This window comes from Pseudocitrobacter sp. 2023LY-00077, assembly GCF_055796175.1.
Genome location: NZ_JBSPEI010000002.1, coordinates 180,755 through 201,933, shown reverse-complemented (window position 1 = coordinate 201,933; position 21,179 = coordinate 180,755). Strand labels below are relative to the sequence as shown.

At 56.4% G+C, this 21,179-nt stretch carries 15 protein-coding genes and 3 tRNA genes; 10 read left to right on the top strand and 8 right to left on the bottom strand.

Going from position 1 to position 21,179, the window contains the following annotated elements:
• Window positions 1–98 precede the first annotated feature (98 nt).
• The 3 genes from ptrA to recD are packed head-to-tail and all read left to right on the top strand — an operon-like array spanning window position 99 to window position 8,376.
• Window positions 99–2,984 carry a pitrilysin gene (gene ptrA, locus ACWWFX_RS03350; protein WP_473223214.1) on the top strand — a complete coding sequence of 962 codons (2,886 nt, stop codon included), beginning with the start codon at window positions 99–101 and terminating at the stop codon, window positions 2,982–2,984.
• On the top strand, window positions 2,981–6,544 hold the full coding sequence (gene recB / locus ACWWFX_RS03345; RefSeq protein ID WP_473223213.1) for an exodeoxyribonuclease V subunit beta: 3,564 nt from the start codon (window positions 2,981–2,983) through the stop codon (window positions 6,542–6,544). Before ptrA ends, recB begins: the two co-directional genes overlap by 4 nt.
• Window positions 6,541–8,376: an exodeoxyribonuclease V subunit alpha gene (gene recD, locus ACWWFX_RS03340; protein WP_473223212.1), complete on the top strand. Its 1,836-nt coding sequence runs from the start codon at window positions 6,541–6,543 to the stop codon at window positions 8,374–8,376. The genes recB and recD overlap by 4 nt, the downstream gene beginning before the upstream one ends.
• 58 nt (window positions 8,377–8,434) lie before the next feature.
• Here recD and argA read toward each other — a convergent pair whose 3' ends face one another.
• Entirely contained in the window at window positions 8,435–9,766 is a 1,332-nt protein-coding gene (gene argA, locus ACWWFX_RS03335; RefSeq protein ID WP_149463375.1) for an amino-acid N-acetyltransferase, read from the bottom strand.
• A gap of 230 nt (window positions 9,767–9,996) precedes the next feature.
• On the opposite strand from argA, the gene amiC reads away from it, so the two are divergent.
• Complete coding sequence (gene amiC, locus ACWWFX_RS03330) at window positions 9,997–11,244, top strand: N-acetylmuramoyl-L-alanine amidase AmiC (RefSeq protein ID WP_231826367.1); 1,248 nt, start codon at window positions 9,997–9,999, stop codon at window positions 11,242–11,244.
• Between the two features lie 90 nt (window positions 11,245–11,334).
• Here the strand turns inward: amiC and ACWWFX_RS03325 are convergent.
• The 3 genes from ACWWFX_RS03325 to ACWWFX_RS03315 form a co-directional block, all read right to left on the bottom strand.
• Window positions 11,335–11,411: transfer RNA gene (locus ACWWFX_RS03325), tRNA-Met, on the bottom strand.
• 51 nt (window positions 11,412–11,462) lie between these two features.
• Window positions 11,463–11,539: transfer RNA gene (locus ACWWFX_RS03320), tRNA-Met, on the bottom strand.
• A gap of 44 nt (window positions 11,540–11,583) precedes the next feature.
• Window positions 11,584–11,660 (bottom strand) — tRNA-Met (locus tag ACWWFX_RS03315).
• Between the two features lie 209 nt (window positions 11,661–11,869).
• On the opposite strand from ACWWFX_RS03315, the gene mltA reads away from it, so the two are divergent.
• Window positions 11,870–12,967: a murein transglycosylase A gene (mltA, locus tag ACWWFX_RS03310; protein WP_276223961.1), complete on the top strand. Its 1,098-nt coding sequence runs from the start codon at window positions 11,870–11,872 to the stop codon at window positions 12,965–12,967.
• Between the two features lie 158 nt (window positions 12,968–13,125).
• Entirely contained in the window at window positions 13,126–13,938 is an 813-nt protein-coding gene (tcdA, locus tag ACWWFX_RS03305; protein ID WP_015963215.1) for a tRNA cyclic N6-threonylcarbamoyladenosine(37) synthase TcdA, read from the top strand.
• Here the strand turns inward: tcdA and csdE are convergent.
• Both csdE and csdA read right to left on the bottom strand, forming a co-directional pair.
• Window positions 13,923–14,372 carry a cysteine desulfurase sulfur acceptor subunit CsdE gene (gene csdE / locus ACWWFX_RS03300; RefSeq protein WP_473223211.1) on the bottom strand — a complete coding sequence of 150 codons (450 nt, stop codon included), beginning with the start codon at window positions 14,370–14,372 and terminating at the stop codon, window positions 13,923–13,925. The two genes, tcdA and csdE, sit on opposite strands and share 16 nt — an antisense overlap.
• Window positions 14,369–15,577: a cysteine desulfurase CsdA gene (csdA, locus tag ACWWFX_RS03295; protein WP_276223968.1), complete on the bottom strand. Its 1,209-nt coding sequence runs from the start codon at window positions 15,575–15,577 to the stop codon at window positions 14,369–14,371. Before csdA ends, csdE begins: the two co-directional genes overlap by 4 nt.
• A 192-nt stretch (window positions 15,578–15,769) precedes the next feature.
• Between csdA and ACWWFX_RS03290 the strand changes: the two genes are divergently transcribed.
• From ACWWFX_RS03290 to rlmM, 4 genes are all read left to right on the top strand, one after another.
• Complete coding sequence (locus ACWWFX_RS03290) at window positions 15,770–15,997, top strand: YgdI/YgdR family lipoprotein (RefSeq protein WP_015963218.1); 228 nt, start codon at window positions 15,770–15,772, stop codon at window positions 15,995–15,997.
• 350 nt (window positions 15,998–16,347) lie between these two features.
• The gene (gene gcvA, locus ACWWFX_RS03285; RefSeq protein WP_015963219.1) at window positions 16,348–17,265 is read left to right on the top strand and encodes a glycine cleavage system transcriptional regulator GcvA; all 918 of its coding nucleotides are present in this window, start codon (window positions 16,348–16,350) and stop codon (window positions 17,263–17,265) included.
• A gap of 19 nt (window positions 17,266–17,284) precedes the next feature.
• A complete protein-coding gene (locus ACWWFX_RS03280; protein WP_108477165.1) occupies window positions 17,285–17,680 on the top strand; it encodes a DUF423 domain-containing protein in 396 nt (131 codons plus the stop codon).
• A complete protein-coding gene (rlmM, locus tag ACWWFX_RS03275) occupies window positions 17,673–18,773 on the top strand; it encodes a 23S rRNA (cytidine(2498)-2'-O)-methyltransferase RlmM (protein WP_473223210.1) in 1,101 nt (366 codons plus the stop codon). The genes ACWWFX_RS03280 and rlmM overlap by 8 nt, the downstream gene beginning before the upstream one ends.
• 116 nt (window positions 18,774–18,889) lie before the next feature.
• Here rlmM and xni read toward each other — a convergent pair whose 3' ends face one another.
• Both xni and ACWWFX_RS03265 read right to left on the bottom strand, forming a co-directional pair.
• Window positions 18,890–19,645 (bottom strand): flap endonuclease Xni, encoded by a 756-nt coding sequence (gene xni / locus ACWWFX_RS03270; protein WP_276223974.1) that lies wholly within the window; start codon window positions 19,643–19,645, stop codon window positions 18,890–18,892.
• Window positions 19,646–19,775: 130 nt separating this feature from the next.
• Window positions 19,776–21,143 carry an L-serine ammonia-lyase gene (locus tag ACWWFX_RS03265; protein ID WP_276223976.1) on the bottom strand — a complete coding sequence of 456 codons (1,368 nt, stop codon included), beginning with the start codon at window positions 21,141–21,143 and terminating at the stop codon, window positions 19,776–19,778.
• Window positions 21,144–21,179 lie beyond the last annotated feature (36 nt).

The following is a 21,179-nucleotide window of genomic DNA, read 5'->3' as shown; positions in this document are numbered from 1 at the left end:
CCCTTCGTTTACTATGCGCAAGAAGTCACGGACTGATGCGCATACGATACAACGGCTGACATGTTCAGCCGCCGGTTTGTTAATGATGAGGTCCGTGAATGCCCCGTAGTATCTGGTTGAGTGTTGTTGTTTTGATTACCGCCCTTTGGGCACCCATTAGTCAGGCAGACACAGGATGGCAACCCGTACAGGAGACCATCCGCAAAAGTGAAAAAGATCCTCGTCACTATCAGGCTATCAAGCTCGATAACGGCATGGTGGTGCTGCTGGTTTCCGATCCTCAGGCGGTGAAATCGCTGTCGGCGCTGGTTGTGCCGGTGGGTTCGTTGCAGGATCCCGAGGTCCATCCTGGCCTTGCGCACTTCCTCGAACATATGACGCTGATGGGCTCGAAAATGTACCCGCAGCCTGACAGCCTCGCTGAATATCTGAAAATGCACGGTGGCAGCCACAACGCCAGTACCGCGCCTTACCGTACGGCTTTTTATCTGGAAGTCGAAAACGATGCATTGCAGGGCGCGGTTGACCGCCTTGCTGATGCGATTGCATCACCTAAACTGGACAAAAAATACGTTGAGCGTGAACGCAATGCGGTGAACGCCGAGCTGACTATGGCCCGCTCGCGGGACGGTATGCGCATGGCGCAGGTGAGCGCCGAAACCATTAACCCGGCGCACCCCGGTTCACGCTTCTCCGGCGGTAACCTTGAAACGCTGAGCGACAAGCCCGGCAGCCCGGTGCACCAGGCGCTGCTCGCCTTCCGCGATCAATACTATTCTGCCAACCTGATGAAAGCGGTTATCTACAGCAATAAACCGTTGCCGGAGCTGGCGCAGATGGCGGCGCAAACCTATGGTCGCGTGCCCAACAAATCCATTACCGTGCCGCAAATTGATGTGCCCGTGGTGACCGACGCGCAAAAGGGCGTATTGATTCACTATGTCCCGGCGCTGCCGCGTAAAGTGCTGCGCGTGGAATTTCGCATCGACAACAACACCGCTCAGTTCCGCAGCAAAACCGATGAACTGGTTACCTACATGATTGGCAACCGTAGCCCGGGTACGCTGTCCGACTGGCTGCAAAATCAGGGGCTGGTGGAAGGCATTCGCGCCGACTCTGACCCGGTGGTGAACGGCAACAGCGGCGTGCTGGCGATTTCCGCGACCTTAACCGATAAGGGCCTCGCGCATCGCGATGAGGTTGTTGCCGCTATCTTTAGCTATCTCAATTTGTTACGTGAAAAGGGCATCGATAAACGTTACTTCGATGAGCTGGCCCATGTGCTGGATCTCGACTTCCGTTATCCGTCAATCAACCGCGATATGGGCTATGTCGAATGGCTGGCGGACACCATGATCCGCGTACCGGTCCAGCATACGCTGGATGCGGTGAATATCGCCGACCAGTTTGATGCGCAGGCGGTAAAAGCGCGCCTGGCGATGATGACCCCGCAGAATGCGCGCGTCTGGTATATCAGCGAAAAAGAGCCGCATAACAAAACGGCGTACTTCGTGAATGCGCCTTATCAGGTCGACAAAATCAGCGCGCAGACGTTTAGCGAGTGGAAGCAAAAAGCCGAAACGATCTCGCTGAAGCTGCCTGAGCTGAACCCCTATATCCCGGATGATTTCACCCTGATTAAGCCGGAAAAAAGCTATACGCACCCTGAACTTGTCATTGATGAGCCGACGCTGCGTCTGGTGTATATGCCGAGCCACTACTTTGCCAGCGAACCGAAGGCTGATGTCACGCTGATTTTGCGTAATCCGAAAGCGATGGACAGCGCCCGTAACCAGGTGATGTTCGCGCTCAATGATTATCTGGCGGGGATCTCGCTCGACCAGCTCAGCAATCAGGCGGCGGTGGGCGGCATCAGCTTCTCGACCGGTGCAAATAATGGCCTGATGCTGAACGCTAATGGGTATACCCAGCGTTTGCCGCAGCTGTTTGATGCGCTGTTGCAGGGCTATTTCAGCTATCAGACAACGGAAGAACAGCTGGCACAGGCGAAATCCTGGTACGCGCAGATGATGGATTCCGCCGATAAAGGCAAAGCCTACGAACAGGCGATTATGCCGGTGCAGATGCTTTCTCAGGTGCCGTACTTCCAGCGTGAAGAGCGTCGGGCGTTGCTGTCGTCCATTACTCTGCAAGAGGTGATGGCCTATCGCGATCGCCTGAAAACCAACGCTCGTCCGGAATTTATGGTAATTGGTAACCTGAGCAAAGAGGCCTCCAGCACGCTGGCGCACAATATCCAGACGCAGCTTGGCGCAAAAGGTACCGAATGGTGTCGTAACAAAGATGTGCTGATTGATAAAAAACAGTCGGCGATTTTTGAAAAAGCGGGCCCGAGTACGGACTCCGCCCTGGCGGCCGTTTTCGCGCCGGTGAGTGCCGATGAGGCCATCACCTCCGCGACCAGCGCCGTCCTGGCTCAAATTGTCCAACCGTGGTTCTACACGCAGTTGCGCACGGAAGAGCAGTTGGGTTACGCGGTATTTGCCTTCTCGATGAACGTGGGCCGCCAGTGGGGTATGGGCTTCCTGCTGCAGAGCAGCGACAAGCAACCGGCCTTCCTGTGGGAGCGTTTTAAAGCTTTCTTCCCAACGGCGGAAGCGAAGCTGCGTGCCATGAAACCGGAAGAGTTTGCACAAATTCAGCAGGCGGTGATTGCGCAAATGGTGCAGGCCCCGCAAACCCTGAGCGAAGAAGCGTCACAGCTCAGTAAAGATTTCGACAGGGGTAATATGGCGTTCGATTCACGTGATAAAGTAGTGGCCCAGATTAAGTTACTGACGCCGCTTAAAGTTGCCGACTTCTTCCATCAAACGGTGGTTGAGCCGCAGGGTATGACCGTACTGTCGCAGGTTTCCGGGAGTGATAACGGAAAACAGGACTACGCGCATCCTGAAGGCTGGAAAGTATGGCAAAGCATCAGTGAATTGCAGCAAACCTTACCGTTGAGACGAGAGAACGAATGACCGATACCGCCGAGTCCCTTGATCCCCTGCGCTTGCCCCTGTATGGCGAACGTCTGATTGAAGCCTCTGCGGGCACCGGAAAAACCTTCACCATCGCCGCACTCTATCTGCGGCTCTTACTGGGCCTGGGCGAAAGCGCCGCTTTCCCCCGGCCCGTCAACGTCGAAGAACTGCTGGTAGTGACCTTCACCGAAGCGGCGACGGAAGAGCTTCGCGGGCGTATCCGCAGCAACATTCACGAGCTGCGTATTGCTTGTCTTCGCTATAACCCCGATGAACCCGAAACCACCGTTGACCCCCTGTACGCCCGGCTGCTGGATGAAATCGCCGATAAACAGCAGGCGGCGGAAGTGCTGCTGCTGGCCGAGCGGCAGATGGACGATGCGGCGGTCTTTACCATTCACGGCTTCTGTCAGCGGATGCTCAGCCTCAACGCCTTTGAGTCAGGCATGCTGTTTGAACAACAGCTCATTGAAGATGAATCTCAGCTTCGCTACCAGGCCTGTGCCGATTTCTGGCGACGTCACTGCTACCCATTAAAGCGCGAAATCGCGCAGGTGATTTTTGACACCTGGAAAGGGCCGCAGGATCTGCTGAAATCCATCGACCGCTATTTGCAGGGCGAAGCACCCACCATCAAACGCCCGCCGGATGACAGCGAGACGCTGGAGTCGCGGCACGAAAAAATCGTCGCCCACATTGATGCGGTTAAAAGCCAGTGGCTGGCGGCTGTCGGTGAACTGAATGATGTGCTGGAAAACTCCGGTATTGACCGGCGCAAATTTAATCGCGGCAACCAGGGCAAATGGATTGATAAGGTCAGCGCCTGGGCGAGCGAGGAAACCCGGGGCTATCAGCTTCCGGATGCGCTGGAAAAGTTCTCGCAGGCCTTTTTAGCCGAACGAACCAAAGCAGGCGGTGAGGTGCCTACGCATCCGCTGTTCAGCGCCATTGAGGCACTGCTTGCCGCGCCGCTCAGCCTGAATGATCTGGTGATCACTCAGGCGATGGTAGAAATTCGTGATGCGGTGGCGCAGGAGAAACGTCGCCGCGGCGAACTGGGTTTTGACGACATGCTTAGCCGTCTGGACACCGCGCTGCAAAGCGAAAGCGGCGACGCGCTGGCCACGGCGATTCGCCAGCGTTTCCCGGTAGCGATGATCGATGAATTCCAGGATACCGACCCGCAGCAGTACCGCATTTTCCGCCGTATCTGGCGACAGCAGCCGGACACCGCGCTGTTGCTGATTGGCGACCCGAAGCAGGCCATTTACGCGTTTCGCGGTGCGGACATTTTTACCTATATGCGCGCGCGCAGCGACGTGGCGTCGCATTATACGCTGGACACCAACTGGCGCTCCGCGCCGGGCGTGGTGGCAAGCGTCAACAAGCTTTTTTCCACGGTTGATAACCCGTTCATGTTCCGCGATATCCCTTTTTTGCCGGTAAAATCCGCCGCCAAAAACCAGTCGCTGAAATTTGAAATTAATGGCGAAACGCAACCGGCGATGAACGTCTGCCTGATGCCAGGGCAGGGCGTTGGCGCGGGCGATTATCAGGCCTTTATGGCACGCCAGTGCGCGGCGCAAATTCGCGACTGGCTGACTGGCGGGCAACGGGGCACGGCGCTGTTGTGGCGCGGCGAAAAAGCCCGTCCGGTACAGGCGTCAGATATCACGGTGTTGGTGCGTAATCGCCAGGAAGCATCATTGATTCGCGATGCGCTCAATGCGCTGGCGATCCCTTCGGTTTATCTCTCCAACCGCGATAGCGTGTTTGAAACGCCGGAAGCGCAGGAGTTGCTCTGGGTACTGCAAGCGGCATTAAGCCCTGAGCGTGAAACCACGCTGCGCAGCGCGCTGGCGACGGCGATGTTTGGCCTGAACGCGCAGGATATCGAGCGCCTGAATCAGGATGAAGATGCCTGGGATGCGCTGGTGGAAGAGTTCAGCCAGTACCGCGACATTTGGCAAAAGCGCGGCGTGATGCCGATGCTCCGCGCCCTGATGAGCGCGCGAAACATCGCTGAAAACCTGCTGGCGACCCACGGCGGCGAGCGCCGTTTAACCGACATCCTGCATTTAAGCGAACTGTTACAGGAAGCGGCGACACAGCTTGAAAGTGAGCACGCGCTGGTGCGCTGGCTGAACCAACAAATCGCCGAGCCCAACACCAACGCCTCGAATCAACAGATGCGTCTGGAGAGCGACAAGCACCTGGTGCAAATCGTTACTATCCACAAATCGAAAGGGCTGGAGTATCCGCTGGTCTGGCTGCCGTTTATCGCCCGTTTTCGCAAACAGGATCAGGCGTTTTATCACGATCGCGAATCCTTCTCGGCGGTGCTGGATCTCCAGCAGGGCGAAGAGAGCCTGGAGCTGGCGGAAGCGGAACGGCTGGCGGAAGATTTACGCCTGCTCTATGTGGCGCTAACCCGCGCCGTCTGGCACTGCAGCCTGGGCATGGCGCCGCTGACTTCGCGTCGTAGCGACAAAGCGACCGAAACCGATATCCACCACAGTGCGCCGGGCCGCCTGCTGCAAAAAGGCGAGCAGCTTGACGCCGCCGGGCTGGAAGCCGCACTGCGCGCGCTGTGTGATGAACATATTGCGCTGACGATTGCCAGCGAACCCGACGATACCCGCTGGCAGGCGTTACAGCCAGAGGTGCCTGAACTGACGGCGCGCCAGGTGATGCGGCGCATGGTCGATGACTGGCGCGTTACCAGTTATTCCGGCCTGCAACAGCGCGGCCATAGCATGGCGCAGGATCTGCTACCACGTCTGGATATCGATGCCGCAGGCGTAGGGGAGGCGATGGAAGAGGAGGCGCTCACGCCGCATCACTTCCCGCGCGGCGCATCGCCTGGCACCTTCCTGCACAGCCTGTTTGAAGATCTCGATTTTACGCAGCCGGTTGATGCCGAATGGATGCGTGAAAAACTGCTGCTTAACGGTTTTGAAGAGCACTGGGAGCCGGTGCTGACGCGCTGGATTTCTCAGGTGCTGGCCACGCCGCTTACGCCGGAAGGCGTGGCGCTAAATCAACTGGATGCACGGCAAAAACAGGTGGAGATGGAGTTCTATCTTCCTATCGAAAAGCCGCTCGACCCGGTGGCGCTGGATACCGTGGTACGCCGCTACGACTCGCTTTCGGCGGGCTGTCCGCCCCTTGATTTCCGTCAGGTGCGAGGGATGCTGAAGGGCTTTATCGACCTGGTCTTCCGCCACAACGGGCGCTACTACCTGCTTGACTATAAATCGAACTGGCTGGGCGCGAACAGCGACGCCTACACCCAGCAGGCGATGGCGCAGGCGATGCAGTCGCACCGCTACGATTTGCAGTATCAGCTCTATACGCTGGCGCTGCACCGCTATTTGCGGCACCGCCTGGCCGATTATGACTACGAGCAACACTTTGGCGGCGTGATTTATCTGTTCCTGCGCGGTGTGGATGGCGAACCGGGTCAACAGGGGATTTTTAGCACCCGCCCCCAATTCGAACTGGTTGATGCAATGGACGCCCTGTTTGCCGGGCAGACGCTGGAGATGGCATCGTGAGCCTGGAAAATTTACTGATTGAAGCCGCAGAGTTAAAACTGCTGCGCCCGCTGGATGTGCAGTTCGCGCTGAGTATCGCCCGCAATGAACATCCTGCCGTGATGCTGGCGGCGGCAATTTTGAGCCGCGACGCCGGAGAGGGACACGTTTGCCTGCCGCTCAGCCATTTGCAGCATGCGCCGACGCTGAATGGTCGGGCAAAAGTCTTGTGGACGCAACTACTGGACGCGGTCGAAATACCCGACGACTGGGCGGCCTTGTTACTGGCCTCGCAGGCGGTGAGCCAGGGCGAGCGCCCGACGCCGCTGATCCTCTGCGGGGACCGTCTGTATCTGAACCGCATGTGGGGTAATGAACGAAGCGTCGCGCGTTTCTTCCGCGATGCGCAACTTGCAGAGCCTATTGATGAATCGCTGATTACCGAGACGCTCGCCGATCTTTTCCCGCCCTCCGACACCATCGACTGGCAAAAAGTCGCTGCCGCCGTCGCGCTCACCCGACGTATTTCGGTGATCTCAGGTGGGCCTGGCACCGGGAAAACCACCACCGTAGCAAAACTGCTGGCGGCGCTGGTGCGCATTGCGGGCGAGAATAAATGCCGTATTCGCCTGGCCGCGCCGACCGGGAAAGCCGCGGCGCGACTTACTGAATCGCTGGGCGCTGCGCTGCGCAAATTGCCGCTGAGCGAAAGTCAGAAAGCGATGCTGCCAACCGATGCCAGTACGCTGCATCGTCTGTTAGGCGCGCAGCCTGGCAGCCAGCGCATGCGTTATCACGCGGGAAACCCGCTGCATCTGGATGTGCTGGTGGTGGATGAAGCGTCAATGATTGACCTGCCGATGATGGCGCGCTTGATTGACGCGCTGCCGCGTCACGGGAGGGTGATTTTCCTTGGCGACCGCGACCAACTGGCCTCGGTGGAAGCCGGCGCGGTGCTGGGCGATATCTGTGCGTGGGTTAATAGCGGCTATACGTCGGAGCGCGCTCTTCAACTGAGCCGCCTGACAGGCACGACGGTGCCGGAAGGGGAAGGCGAGACGGCTCGCGCATTGCGTGACAGCCTTTGCCTGCTGCGTACCAGCTACCGCTTCGGCAGTGATTCCGGAATTGGGCAACTGGCGCGCGCGGTGAATCAGGGCGATCGTGCTGGCGTGCGTGACGTCTTTGCGCGAGGCTTCGCGGATATTGAACTGAAATCCCTGCGTACCAGCGACGAGTATGAAACGATGCTCGACGATGCGCGCGCGGGCTATGGGCGCTATCTGCAATGCCTGCGCCAGCAGGCCGACCCGGCTGAAATTTTGCAGGCTTTTGGTGAGTATCAGCTCCTGTGCGCTCTGCGCGAAGGGCCGTGGGGAGTCAGCGGGTTGAATCAGCAGCTCGAACTGTCGCTGGTGCGCCATCGCATGATTGCGCCGCAGCGGCATTCTCGCTGGTATGAAGGGCGTCCGGTGATGATCGCCCGAAACGACAGTGCGCTGGGGCTGTTTAACGGTGACATTGGCGTGGCGCTCGATCGCGGACAGGGGTTACGCGTCTGGTTCCCGATGCCGGACGGAACCATTAAATCGGTGCAGCCGAGTCGTTTGCCCGAGCACGATACGGCCTGGGCGATGACGGTGCATAAATCGCAGGGCTCTGAATTTGACCATGCCGCGCTGGTTTTGCCGACGCAGCCCGTGCCGGTTGTGACGCGGGAACTGGTGTATACGGCGATTACGCGTGCGAAATCACGCTTGTCGATGTACGCCGATACGGCGTTGTTAGGGCAGGCGATTGTCGCCAGAACCGAGCGACGCAGCGGGCTGGCGGCGATTTTCGCCGAGGATTAATGGGGTTGTCGGATGCCCTGTAGGCCGGATAAGCGTTAGCGCCATCCGGCGTAAAACGTCACCCCAAATCCGCCATCAGCACTTTTGAGCGTCGCTGGTAGTTATACATCTGCTTTTTGCTCTCCGGCAGCAGCTCAACATCCACCGGCTGGAACCCACGTTCCTGGAACCAGTGAATGCTGCGGGTGGTCAGCACAAACAGCTTGCTCAGCCCCATCTGCTTTGCCTGCGTAGAGATGCGCTGCAACAGTACCTCCCCGCGTGATGAGCTTTGATAATCCGGATGTACCGCCACGCAGGCCATCTCGCCGATTTTCTCTTCCGGGAAAGGATAGAGCGCCGCACAGGCGATGGTGGTGTTATCGCGCTGAATAATGGTGAATTTGTCGATCTCCATCTCCAGCTGTTCGCGGGAGCGGCGCACCAGGATACCCTGCTGTTCAAGCGGATGGATGAGATCGAGGATGCCGCCAATATCGTTGATGGTGGCGCGGCGGATCTGCTCGGCGCTTTCCATCACAATCTGGGTCCCGATACCGTCGCGGGAGAAAAGCTCCTGCAACAGCGCGCCATCTTCCTGATAGCTGATCAAGTGGCTGCGGCGCACGCCGCTGCGGCATGCTTTGACCGCACCGCGCAGAAAACGCACGGTGCCAGATAAGTAATCGCCTTCCTGCTCAAGCTCCTCAACGCGGGCTTGTGCTTCGTTGGGGAACAGCTCTGGCACGATGTTACCCTCACGGTCAAAAACCCCTTGAGAAGAGCAGAAGCCGATCATCTTTTCCGCTTTCAGTTTGATAGCCAGCTGCGTGGCAATCTCTTCAGAGGTCAGGTTGAAGCTTTCGCCGGTGACGGAAACGGCGACCGGCCCCATCAGGACGATTGCGCCGCTGTCGAGCTGACGATGAATCGCTTCTTCATCGATACGACGAATGCGCCCGCTGTGACAGTAATCGACGCCATCATCGACGCCCAGCGGCTGGGCAATGATAAAATTGCCGCTGACGACGTTAATATGCGCACCCTGCAACGGCGTATTGTTGAGGCTCATGGATAAACGCGCGGTGATATCGAGCTGTAGCAACCCGGCTGCCTGTTTAACCAGTTCCAGGCTTTTCGCATCGGTCACGCGAATTTGCTTGTGGTAGAGCGGCTCATGATGATGCGCTTCAAGATTGGCATCGATTTGCGGGCGCGCGCCATAGACCAGCACCAGGCGAATCCCCAGACTATGCAGCAGACCAATGTCATTGACAATACTGGAGAAATTGTCATGTTCGATGGCTTCTCCGCCCAGCATGATGACAAACGTTTTTCCCCGATGGGCATTGATATAGGGAACTGAATGACGAAACCCTTCGACCAGTTCGGTTTTACGTTCCTTCACCACGGCATGACCTCTCAGTGCATTTTTATTCGCAATAAGTGTATTTTTATTCTGTTTTGGCCGTGAGTGCAAGCGCGAATTTTCCGCGAAAGGGTAAAATGAATTCCGAAAAAGGGCTTAGCAAAAGAATGTTTACCCTTTTATAGATGACAGTTTATGCGCCTTTGGTTAAAGTTTTTGGTCAAACTTATTATGCGTAATACCAAAGTAAGCATTATTGGCTCGGGAGAAGCATGTCGGGAAGTCAGTCATTTAGCCGCCGCCGCTTGTTAAAAGGGGCGGGCGCCATGTGGTTATTAAGCGTCAGTCAGGTAGGTATGGCTGCCACAAGCCAGGTGGTGGCCGTGCGCGTCTGGCCTGCGTCCAGCTATACGCGTGTGACGGTTGAGTCAAATCGGGAGCTGAAATACCGACAGTTTGCGCTGAGCAATCCGGAACGCCTGGTCGTCGACCTTGAGGGCGTGAACCTGAACTCGGTGTTGAAAGGCATGACGGCGCAAATCCGCGCTGACGATCCCTTTATTAAATCTGCGCGCGTCGGGCAGTTTGATCCGCAAACCGTGCGGATGGTGTTCGAACTCAAGCAGAACGTCACGCCGCAGCTGTTTGCGCTGGCGCCGGTTGCCGGGTTTAAAGAGCGTCTGGTCATGGACCTGTACCCGGCGAATGCGCAGGATGTTCAGGATCCGCTGCTGGCGTTGCTGGAAGATTACAACCGTGGCGATCTCGATAAACAGGTGCCGCCTGCGCAGAGTGGGCCGCAGCCTGGTAAGGCCGGGCGCGATCGTCCTATCGTTATCATGCTCGATCCGGGGCACGGTGGGGAAGACTCCGGCGCGGTGGGTAAATATAAAACGCGTGAAAAAGATGTGGTGCTGCAAATTGCCCGACGCCTGCGGTCGCTTATCGAGAAAGAAGGCAACATGAAGGTCTACATGACGCGAAATGAAGATATCTTTATTCCGCTGAAGGTGCGTGTGGCGAAAGCCCAGAAGCAGCGCGCAGATCTGTTTGTCTCTATTCACGCCGATGCTTTCACCAGCCGTCAGCCGAGCGGGTCATCGGTTTTTGCGCTCTCAACCAAAGGCGCAACCAGTACCGCCGCGAAATTCCTCGCACAAACCCAGAACGCCGCCGACTTAATCGGTGGGGTGAGTAAAAGCGGCGATCGCTACGTCGACCACACCATGTTTGATATGGTGCAGTCGCTGACCATCGCCGATAGCCTGAAATTCGGCAAAGCGGTGCTTAAACACATGGGTAAGGTGAATAAGCTGCATAAGAATCAGGTTGAGCAGGCGGGCTTTGCGGTACTGAAAGCGCCGGATATTCCGTCTATCCTCGTCGAAACAGCGTTTATCAGTAACGTCGAAGAGGAGCGTAAGCTCAAGACGGCAACCTTCCAGCAGGAAGTCGCCGAGTCTATCCTGGCGGGGATAAAAGCCTATTTTGCCGATGGCGCGACGCTGGCGAGGCGATAAGGCACAGGAGGAGGGCGCTGCGGCGCTCTTTTTTATGGCTGGGCTAAATGACAGGCAAAAAAAAACACCCAAATGGGTGCTTGATTTTGTTGGTTGCGGGGGCCGGATTTGAACCGACGACCTTCGGGTTATGAGCCCGACGAGCTACCAGGCTGCTCCACCCCGCGTCCGTCTGTTACTCTTCCATCGAGTAACCTTTTCTCTTTTGTACAATGTGTTGGTTGCGGGGGCCAGATTTGAACTGACGACCTTCGGGTTATGAGCCCGACGAGCTACCAGGCTGCTCCACCCCGCGTCCGTCTGTTACTCTCTTTCAAGTAACTCTTTTCACATTGTAATTGGTTGCGGGGGCCAGATTTGAACTGACGACCTTCGGGTTATGAGCCCGACGAGCTACCAGGCTGCTCCACCCCGCGTCCGTGGATGCGCACTATACTCTGCTCGCTTTCTGATGCAACTATTTTTTGATTTAAATGGTTATTTTTTCCGAAAACGCGTTAAAAAGCGTCAGCTTGGTTTGTTTTTTGTACGAAATTGCGCTCAGGGGACGTTATCACGTTTCAATAGGCCTGGCGGTTTGTTATCTTCTTCGGGCATTCACGAATTACGTAGAAGACGAGATACCATGAAAGGACGTTGGGCAAAGTATGTGGTGACGGGCGCAATGCTGGCGATGCTGGCAGCCTGTTCTTCCAAACCGACCGATCGCGGTCAACAGTATAAAGACGGGAAATTTACCCAGCCTTTCTCACTGGTCAATCAACCTGAAGCCGTCGGCGCGCCAATCAACGCCGGTGATTTTGCAGAACAGGTTAATCAAATTCGCAGCGCGTCGCCGCGCCTGTATGGTAACCAGAGCAACGTGTATAACGCCGTGCAGCAGTGGCTGCGTGCCGGGGGTGATACGCGCAACATGCGCCAGTTCGGTCTCGACGCCTGGCAAATGGAAGGTGCCGATAACTACGGTAACGTCCAGTTTACTGGTTACTACACGCCGGTGATTCAGGCGCGCCATACCCGTCAGGGTGAGTTCCAGTATCCGATTTACCGCATGCCGCCGAAGCGCGGAAAACTGCCGTCGCGCGCCAGCATTTATGCCGGTGGCCTGAGCGACAGCTATATCCTTGCCTACAGCAACTCGCTGATGGATAACTTCATTATGGATGTGCAGGGCAGCGGCTATATCGATTTTGGCGACGGTTCGCCGCTCAACTTCTTTAGCTACTCCGGCAAAAATGGCTGGCCGTATCGCAGCATCGGTAAAGTGCTGATCGATCGCGGGGAAGTGAAGCGCGAAGATATGTCGATGCAGGCGATCCGTGAGTGGGGCGAAAAACACAGCGAAGCGGAAGTGCGTGAGTTGCTGGAACAGAACCCGTCGTTCGTCTTCTTTAAACCTCAATCATTTGCGCCGGTGAAAGGGGCAAGCGCGGTGCCGCTGATTGGTCGCGCGTCTGTGGCATCGGATCGTAGCATCGTTCCGGCGGGCACCACGCTGCTGGCGGAAGTGCCGCTGCTGGACAATAACGGCAAGTTTAACGGTCAGTACGAGCTGCGACTGATGGTCGCGCTGGATGTGGGCGGGGCGATTAAAGGCCAACACTTTGATATCTATCAGGGGATCGGCCCGGATGCCGGACACCGCGCAGGCTGGTATAATCACTATGGCCGCGTGTGGGTGCTGAAACCTGCGCCAGGCGCCGGGAACGTGTTTAGCGGTTAATTCCTTCACCCTCACCCCGCCCTCTCCCTGAGGGAGAGGGAGAAAGGCGGAGCAGAGTCGTCACTCCGCGCTCGCTCGGTTCCCTCTCCCTCAGGGAGAGGGTTAGGGTGAGGGTAACCATCCACTCTCACTCTTATGTTTTTCAACTCCGAGGTTCTATGTCAGTTGTCATCAGTGACGCCTGGCGCCAGCGTTTTGGCGGCACGGCGCGGTTGTACGGTGAAAAAGCGTTGCAGCTCTTTGCGGGCGCGCACGTTTGCGTGGTAGGGATCGGCGGCGTCGGCTGCTGGGCGGCAGAAGCGCTGGCGCGTACCGGGATTGGTGCAATCACGCTTATCGATATGGATGACGTCTGTGTGACCAACACCAATCGTCAGTTGCATGCGCTAACTGGCAATGTCGGGCAGGCTAAGGCGGAAGTGATGGCCGAGCGCATCCGCCAAATCAACCCGGAATGCCGCGTCACGGTGATCGATGATTTCGTTACCACGGAAAACGTCGCACAGTACATGAGCGCTGGCTATGACTATGTGATTGATGCCATCGACAGCGTGCGTCCTAAAGCGGCGCTGATTGCTTACTGTCGTCGTTATAAGGTGCCGTTGGTAACCACCGGCGGGGCGGGCGGGCAAATCGACCCGACGCAGATTCAGGTGACCGATCTGGCGAAAACGATTCAGGATCCGCTGGCAGCGAAACTGCGTGAGCGGCTGAAGAGTGAGTTCAACGTGGTGAAAAACAGTAAAGGCAAGTTGGGTGTGGACTGCGTATTTTCCACCGAAGCGCTGGTGTATCCGCAATCGGATGGTTCAGTGTGTGCGATGAAAAGCACGGCAGAAGGGCCAAAACGGATGGACTGCGCCTCCGGCTTTGGCGCGGCGACCATGGTCACCGCAACCTTCGGCTTTGTTGCGGTATCCCATGCGTTGAAAAAAATGATGGCGAAAGCGGAGCGTCAGGCCAGCGCCTGACGTGCAGCTTGCGTTACCGCCTCACTCAGGGCCGCCAGGCCCTGCGTGCGTGAAGCACTAAGTTGACCGCGTAGCCCCAGTTCATCAAATAGCGCCAGTGGGTCGGCTGAAGCCAGATCGCTGGCGCTTCGTCCTTCTACCGCTGTCAGCAATACAGCCAGCAGCCCGCGCACAATCCTTCCTTCACTGTCACCAAAGAAATGCATTGCACCCGATGGCGTAACCGTATAACCCAGCCAGACGCGATTTTCGCAGCCGGGGATTTCCCGTGCCTGCGCTTTGAGATCGTCGCTGAGCGCAGGAAGCTGCTTGCCCAGCAGAATCACCTGCCGGTATTTCTCTTCCCACTGCTGCAATGGCGCAAAAAGCTGGCGCAGCGAGTCGGGGGTTACGGTTGTGCCGAACGGATGCCCGGCGAGTAGGGAAGCTGTCATTCATCCACCAGTAATTCGAGCGCCCGATCAACGGCGTTGACCAGCGCGTAAACGTCATCCTGCGTATTATAGGGTGCAAAGGAAGCACGCAGCGTACCGCTTACGCCAAGTGCGGCCAGCAGCGGCTGTGCGCAGTGCTGCCCGGCACGCAGGGCGATACCGTACTCTGCCAGCAGCGTAACCATATCGCTATGGTGAACGCCTTTAAAATCGAAGGCCAGCAGGCTGGAATCCTGGCAGCGGAAGGAACGGAATCCCGGTCGCTTCGCCAGTTCATCTTCCGCAAGCGTTGCCAGCCCACGGCTCCAGTTTTCTGCCTGTACGATATCGATATCCGCAAGCCACTCCAGCGCGGCGCTCAGGCCAATGACGCCCGCTACGTTTGGCGTGCCCGCTTCCAGGCGATAAGGTACCGGTTGCGTGGTAAATCCGTCGAAGGTGACTTCACTGATCATCTTGCCGCCGCCAAGCCATGGCGACATGTCGTCGAGCAGGTCGCTTTTGCCGTACAGCGCGCCGATACCTGTCGGGCCATACAGTTTATGCCCGGAAAAAGCGTAGAAATCGATATCCAGCTGTTGCACATCCGCCGGGCAGTGCACCGCGCCCTGTGCCCCATCAACCATCACCACCATATTTGCCTGATGAGCAAGGGTAATGGCGCGCGCTAAATCCGGGCAGCCGCCGGTCACGTTGGACATTTGCCCCAGCGCCAGAAACTTACTGTGCGGTGTGATAAGCGAAGGCAAAAGGTTGAGATCGGGCAGACGATCGCTGCCCAGCGGGAGCTTAACGATTTTCGCCCCGGTTTGTTGCGCAACCATCAGCCACGGCACCAGGTTGGCGTGGTGTTCTGCTTCGCTGACGATAATCTCGTCACCTGCCTGCAAGCGAGGCCGTGCATAGCACTGCGCCACCATGTTGATGGCTTCTGTCGTTCCGCGCGTCCAGACGATATTTTTCCCGGAAGGGGCATTCAGGCGCTCTGCAACTTGATCGCGGGCGGCTTCATAACGGGCGGTGAGCTTTTGCGCTTGTGCAAACTGGCTGCGGTGGACATTGCCTGCGCTGAGCGAATAGAAGTGCTGCGTGGCTTCAATGACGGCCTGCGGCTTAAGGGCCGTCGCGGCGCTATCAAGATAGACGCCTGCATCGGCCAAAGCAGGGAACTGGGCGCGAAACTGCGCGGGGTTGAAAGCGTTCATGATATTCCTCGGTTCAGTAGTGCGATCGTGGCGCAAAACACGCCCTGTGACAAGGCTTGTGCTAACCATCAGAATAATCTGGATATCCTGGCGAAATCTGACCAGTGACATATGCTAAATAACGTTAGGCAAATGTTTTTGCCTGTTACGGAATATGAACTATCTGGCATAAATCGCTTAAAGGAGTAGAAGATGAAAAAGACTGCCGCAATTATTTCAGCTTGTGTAATGACCTTTGCCCTGGGCGCCTGTTCTTCCCCGAACTACGTCATGCACACGAATGATGGCCGTAGTATCGTCTCTGATGGTAAGCCGAAAACGGATGACGAAACCGGGATGATTTCTTACAAAGATGCCAACGGGAACAAGCAGCAGATTAACCGTACCGATGTGAAAGAGATGGTTGCCCTGGAAGACTAAGTCAGGTTTACAGGCAAAAAAAAGCACCGCAATTTGGCGGTGCTACATTAATCACTATGGACAGACAGGGTAAATGTACAGGAAGTGAAAAAGGGTAGCGTCGCTACCGTGGTCTGAATCGCAGACCAATTGCAAACACAACAACACAACATCACAACCGTAAGCCAAAAGCCCATCAGAACACGCATTCCGAAAAAAGCTTTTCGTTCCGGCTCAGGAAGTGCCGCCACTATAGGTATTTGCTGGTAGAAGCTCAACGGACAATTTATAATGTCTCAGATAAAAAAAACTAATAGGTTAAACGTTGTTTCCTATTTGTTAAATCCTATTAACATTCAGGTTCTGGGACCATGTCGAAGCGATTGCCACCTCTGAATGCATTACGTGTATTTGATGCAGCAGCCCGCCATTTAAGTTTTACTCGCGCCGCCGATGAGCTTTTTGTGACACAGGCCGCAGTAAGCCACCAAATCAAGTCACTTGAGGATTTTTTGGGTCTGAAGCTGTTCCGACGCCGCAATCGATCGTTGCTGCTTACGGAAGAGGGGCAGAGCTATTTCCTCGACATCAAAGAGATCTTTTCGCAATTAACCGAGGCAACGCGTAAACTACAGGCACGAAGTGCAAAAGGGGCGTTGACGGTCAGTTTATTGCCCAGTTTTGCCATTCAGTGGTTGGTGCCTCGTCTTACAAGCTTTAACTCAGCTTATCCGGGAATCGACGTCAGAATCCAGGCTGTTGACCGTCAGGAAGACAAGCTGGCTGACGATGTTGACGTGGCTATTTTTTATGGTCGCGGCAACTGGCCGGGGCTGCGTGTCGAAAAATTGTACGCAGAATATCTGCTGCCGGTTTGCTCACCGCTGCTGCTGACGGGCGATAAAGCGCTTAAAACGCCAGCAGATCTCGCAAAGCACACGTTATTACACGATGCTTCGCGTCGCGACTGGCAAACCTATACTCGTCAGTTGGGGCTTAACCACATCAACGTTCAGCAGGGACCGATCTTCAGCCATAGCGCGATGGTGCTACAGGCTGCCATTCATGGACAAGGCGTTGCGCTGGCGAATAACGTCATGGCGCAATCGGAAATAGAAGCAGGCCGCCTGGTCTGCCCGTTTAATGATGTCCTGGTCAGTAAAAACGCTTTTTATCTGGTTTGTCATGACAGTCAGGCTGAACTGGGTAAAATAGCTGCCTTCCGGCAATGGATACTGGCGAAAGCGGCCAATGAACAAGAGACATTCCGCTTCCGCTACGAACAATAAATGAATGTAGGGTAATCGCATGACCAGCCGTTTTATGCTGATTTTCGCCGCCATTAGCGGCTTTATCTTTGTCGCACTGGGCGCTTTTGGCGCACACGTGTTAAGCAAATCTCTGGGTGTTGTTGAGATGGGCTGGATCCAAACCGGCCTCGAGTACCAGGCGTTCCATACGCTGGCAATTCTCGGCTTATCCGTTGCGATGCAGCGTCGCATCAGCATCTGGTTCTACTGGAGCAGCGTTTTCCTGGCATTAGGAACCGTGTTATTCAGCGGCAGCCTGTACTGCCTGGCGCTCTCTCATTTACGCCTGTGGGCGTTTGTTACTCCGGTGGGGGGCGTTAGCTTCCTCGCAGGTTGGGCGCTGATGTTGGTCGGCGCTATTCGTCTTAAACGTAAGGGTGTTGTTCATGAATAAGGTTGTGCTCTATTGCCGCCCTGGGTTTGAGAAAGAGTGTGCTGCGGAAATTACAGATAAAGCCGCACGCCGCGAAGTCTTTGGTTTTGCGCGAGTAAAAGATAACTCTGGCTATGTGATATTCGAGTGTTATCAGGAAGGCGAGGCCGATAAACTGGCCCGTGAGCTGCCGTTTAGCTCACTGATTTTCGCGCGTCAGATGTTTGTTGTCGGTGAGTTACTCAAAGATTTGCCGCCGGAAGATCGCATTACGCCAGTAGTCGGCATGTTGCAGGGTGTGGTCGAAAAAGGCGGCGATCTGCGTGTGGAAGTGGCCGACACCAACGAAAGCAAAGAGCTGATGAAGTTCTGTCGCAAATTCACCGTACCGCTGCGTTCGGCACTGCGTGAGGTTGGCGTATTAGCCAAATACGACACGCCTAAGCGCCCGGTCGTGCATGTGTTCTTTATCGCGCCAGGTTGTTGCTACACCGGTTATTCCTACAGTACCAATAATTCCCCGTTCTATATGGGCATTCCGCGCCTCAAGTTCCCGTCCGATGCGCCAAGCCGTTCAACCCTGAAGCTGGAAGAGGCGTTCCACGTCTTTATTCCCGCCGATGAGTGGGATGAGCGTCTGGCGAACGGGATGTACGCGGTTGACCTCGGGGCATGTCCTGGGGGCTGGACCTATCAGCTGGTGAAACGCAATATGTGGGTTTCCTCCGTGGATAACGGCCCAATGGCACAAAGCCTGATGGATACCGGGCAGGTGACGTGGCTGCGCGAAGATGGTTTCCGCTATCGTCCGACTCGCAACAACATCTCGTGGATGGTGTGCGATATGGTCGAGAAACCGGCGAAAGTCGCCGCGCTGATGGCGCAGTGGCTGGTAAACGGCTGGTGTCGCGAAACCATCTTCAACCTTAAGCTGCCGATGAAAAAGCGCTATGAAGAGTTGTCGTCAAACCTGGCGCATATTGAGCAGGCGCTGAAGGACAACGGTATCAATGCAGAGATTCAGGCGCGTCAGCTGTACCATGACCGCGAAGAAGTGACGGTTCACATGCGTCGCTGGTGGGCAGCGGTCGGTGGACGTCGGGACGAGCGGTAAGGCCCCCCTCACCCTAACCCTCTCCCGCAGGGAGAGGGAACCGATTGTGCATATCTGACAGAACTGAGCCGGTTTTCGCCCTCTCCCTGCGGGAGAGGGCGGGGTGAGGGGGAGTTCTACCGCATCAACCGCAACTGCTGCAAATTCCCATCCAGCTGTAGATTTGTCTCCAGCCGCGCAACGTCGCGACAGATAAACGCCATCTCTTTATGCTCTTCGAGCTTTTTGCGCCACTTCTCCGGCACTTTCTCTAATTGCGCATAGATCCCTTCCAGCGATTCAAACTCATTCAGTAACTGCGTGGCGCTCTTCGGCCCGATTCCTGCCACACCCGGCACTTTCGAACTGCTGATCCCCGCCAGCCCCCAGTAATCAGGTAACTGCTGCGGCGTGACGCCAAATTCACTGGCGATAAACGGCGCATCCAGCCAGCGTTTCTGGAAATAGTCACGAATGCGAATGGTGGGTGAGAGCAACTGGCAGTAGCCTTTATCCGTCGAGATAATCGTCGCCTGGTGCCCGGCCTGCGCCACTTTCACCGCAAGCGTCGCGGCCAGGTCATCGGCTTCGCTGCCGGGTAGCGCCCAGCATTTAATGCCGCGCTGTTCGAAGGCCGTGCGTAAGACGGGCATCTCTTCAACCAGCGTGTCCGGCATCGGCGCACGGCCCGCTTTGTAGTCTGGCAGACGCTGGTGTCGCCAACCCTGACCTCGCTCTTCATCATCAAATACGGCGACCACGTGCGTGGGTTGGCTGTGGGCAATCAGTTGCTCCAGCGCCCGCAGGCACGTTTCACCGCAGGGGGAACCCTGCACGGCATGAATGCGGCGAATCAAATTGAGTGCGTCGACGATAAGCAGATGAACGGACACCGGGACCTCCTTGTAACAATTGAGGCTAGGGTAACATTTGCGTCAGGGGGAGGCTACGCGGGATAAAAAATCAGGAAGGCGACTCGCAAAAAACTGCCCGGCGCAGCGTGCCACCGGGCAATTGGGGGGATTAATCGCAGGCAACCACTTTCATTGCCAGGCCGCCGCGAGAGGTTTCACGGTACTTGGCGTTCATGTCTTTGCCTGTTTCATACATGGTTTCGATGACCTTATCGAGGCATACGCGCGGCTCGCTGGTACGGCGAAGCGCCATACGGGCAGCGTTGACCGCTTTGACAGAGGCAATCGCGTTACGCTCGATGCACGGCACCTGAACCTGACCGGCAACCGGGTCGCAGGTTAAACCGAGGTTATGCTCCATGCCGATTTCAGCGGCAATGCACACCTGAGCCGGGCTACCGCCCAGCAGTTCCGCCAGGCCTGCGGCAGCCATGGAACAGGCCACGCCCACTTCGCCCTGACAGCCCACTTCCGCGCCGGAAATAGAGGCGTTCATCTTGTAAAGCGAGCCAATTGCGCTGGCCACCAGCAGGTAGCGTGCGAGAGAGTTGGCGTTCACTTCGCGGATAAACTTGTCGTAGTACGCCAGCACCGCCGGAACAATCCCGCAGGCACCGTTGGTTGGCGCTGTCACCACGCGTCCGCCAGCGGCGTTTTCTTCGTTTACCGCCAGCGCGAACATGTTGATCCAGTCAACGACCGCCATCGGGTCGCTGCTGATTTTATCCTGGCTGACCAGCATACGGCGCAGCGCGGAGGCACGGCGCGGGACGCGCAGTTTACCCGGCAGCACGCCTTCGGTGGTGGTGCCATGTTCGATGCCGCCTTTCATAACCGCCCAGACGTCAGCAAAGTGCTTTTCCAGCTCTTCTTTGCTGTGCAGCGCCAGTTCGTTCTGCATCATCAGGCCCGAGAGGGAAAGGCCCGTCTCGCTGCAATGACGCTGCAAATCTGCCGCACTGCGGTACGGATAAGGCACGGCGACCGGTGCTTCAGTCTGCTGACCGAAATGCTCTTCATCGACGATAAAGCCACCGCCGATGGAATAATAAGTTTTGCTGTAAACCGCTTTTTCGCCCACCAGTGCGGTGATGCGCATGCCGTTTTCATGCAAAGAGAGGTTGTCGGCATGGAAGTTCATGCACTTATCAACCGGGAACTCCACTTCGTGCTGGCCGTTTGCCAGCAGTAAACGACCGTGGGTATTCACGTCCTGGATAAAGCCAGGAATGCTGTCGATATCGACGGTGTCCGGCAGGTTACCCGCCAGGCCCATGATGATGGCGATATCGGTATGGTGGCCTTTCCCGGTGAGGGAGAGTGAGCCATATACATCGACGACGACGCGGGTGATGTCGGTCAGGATCCCACGCGCAATCAAGTCGTCCGTGAATTGTTTGCCTGCTTTCATTGGCCCGACAGTATGAGAGCTGGAGGGACCAATGCCGATTTTGAAAATATCGAATACGCTGATCATGATGCATCCATTGCTGTAGGAAAAGAAGAGACGCGC

Bases quoted from the DNA above. Each gene is read 5' to 3' on its own strand.
- ptrA (WP_473223214.1), top strand. From the start codon at position 99: ATGCCCCGTAGTATCTGGTTGAGTGTTGTTGTTTTGATTACCGCCCTT.
- recB (WP_473223213.1), top strand. From the start codon at position 2,981: ATGACCGATACCGCCGAGTCCCTTGATCCCCTGCGCTTGCCCCTGTAT.
- amiC (WP_231826367.1), top strand. From the start codon at position 9,997: ATGTCGGGAAGTCAGTCATTTAGCCGCCGCCGCTTGTTAAAAGGGGCG.
- mltA (WP_276223961.1), top strand. From the start codon at position 11,870: ATGAAAGGACGTTGGGCAAAGTATGTGGTGACGGGCGCAATGCTGGCG.
- tcdA (WP_015963215.1), top strand. From the start codon at position 13,126: ATGTCAGTTGTCATCAGTGACGCCTGGCGCCAGCGTTTTGGCGGCACG.
- csdE (WP_473223211.1), bottom strand. From the start codon at position 14,372: ATGACAGCTTCCCTACTCGCCGGGCATCCGTTCGGCACAACCGTAACC.
- csdA (WP_276223968.1), bottom strand. From the start codon at position 15,577: ATGAACGCTTTCAACCCCGCGCAGTTTCGCGCCCAGTTCCCTGCTTTG.
- ACWWFX_RS03290 (WP_015963218.1), top strand. From the start codon at position 15,770: ATGAAAAAGACTGCCGCAATTATTTCAGCTTGTGTAATGACCTTTGCC.
- gcvA (WP_015963219.1), top strand. From the start codon at position 16,348: ATGTCGAAGCGATTGCCACCTCTGAATGCATTACGTGTATTTGATGCA.
- ACWWFX_RS03280 (WP_108477165.1), top strand. From the start codon at position 17,285: ATGACCAGCCGTTTTATGCTGATTTTCGCCGCCATTAGCGGCTTTATC.
- rlmM (WP_473223210.1), top strand. From the start codon at position 17,673: ATGAATAAGGTTGTGCTCTATTGCCGCCCTGGGTTTGAGAAAGAGTGT.
- ACWWFX_RS03265 (WP_276223976.1), bottom strand. From the start codon at position 21,143: ATGATCAGCGTATTCGATATTTTCAAAATCGGCATTGGTCCCTCCAGC.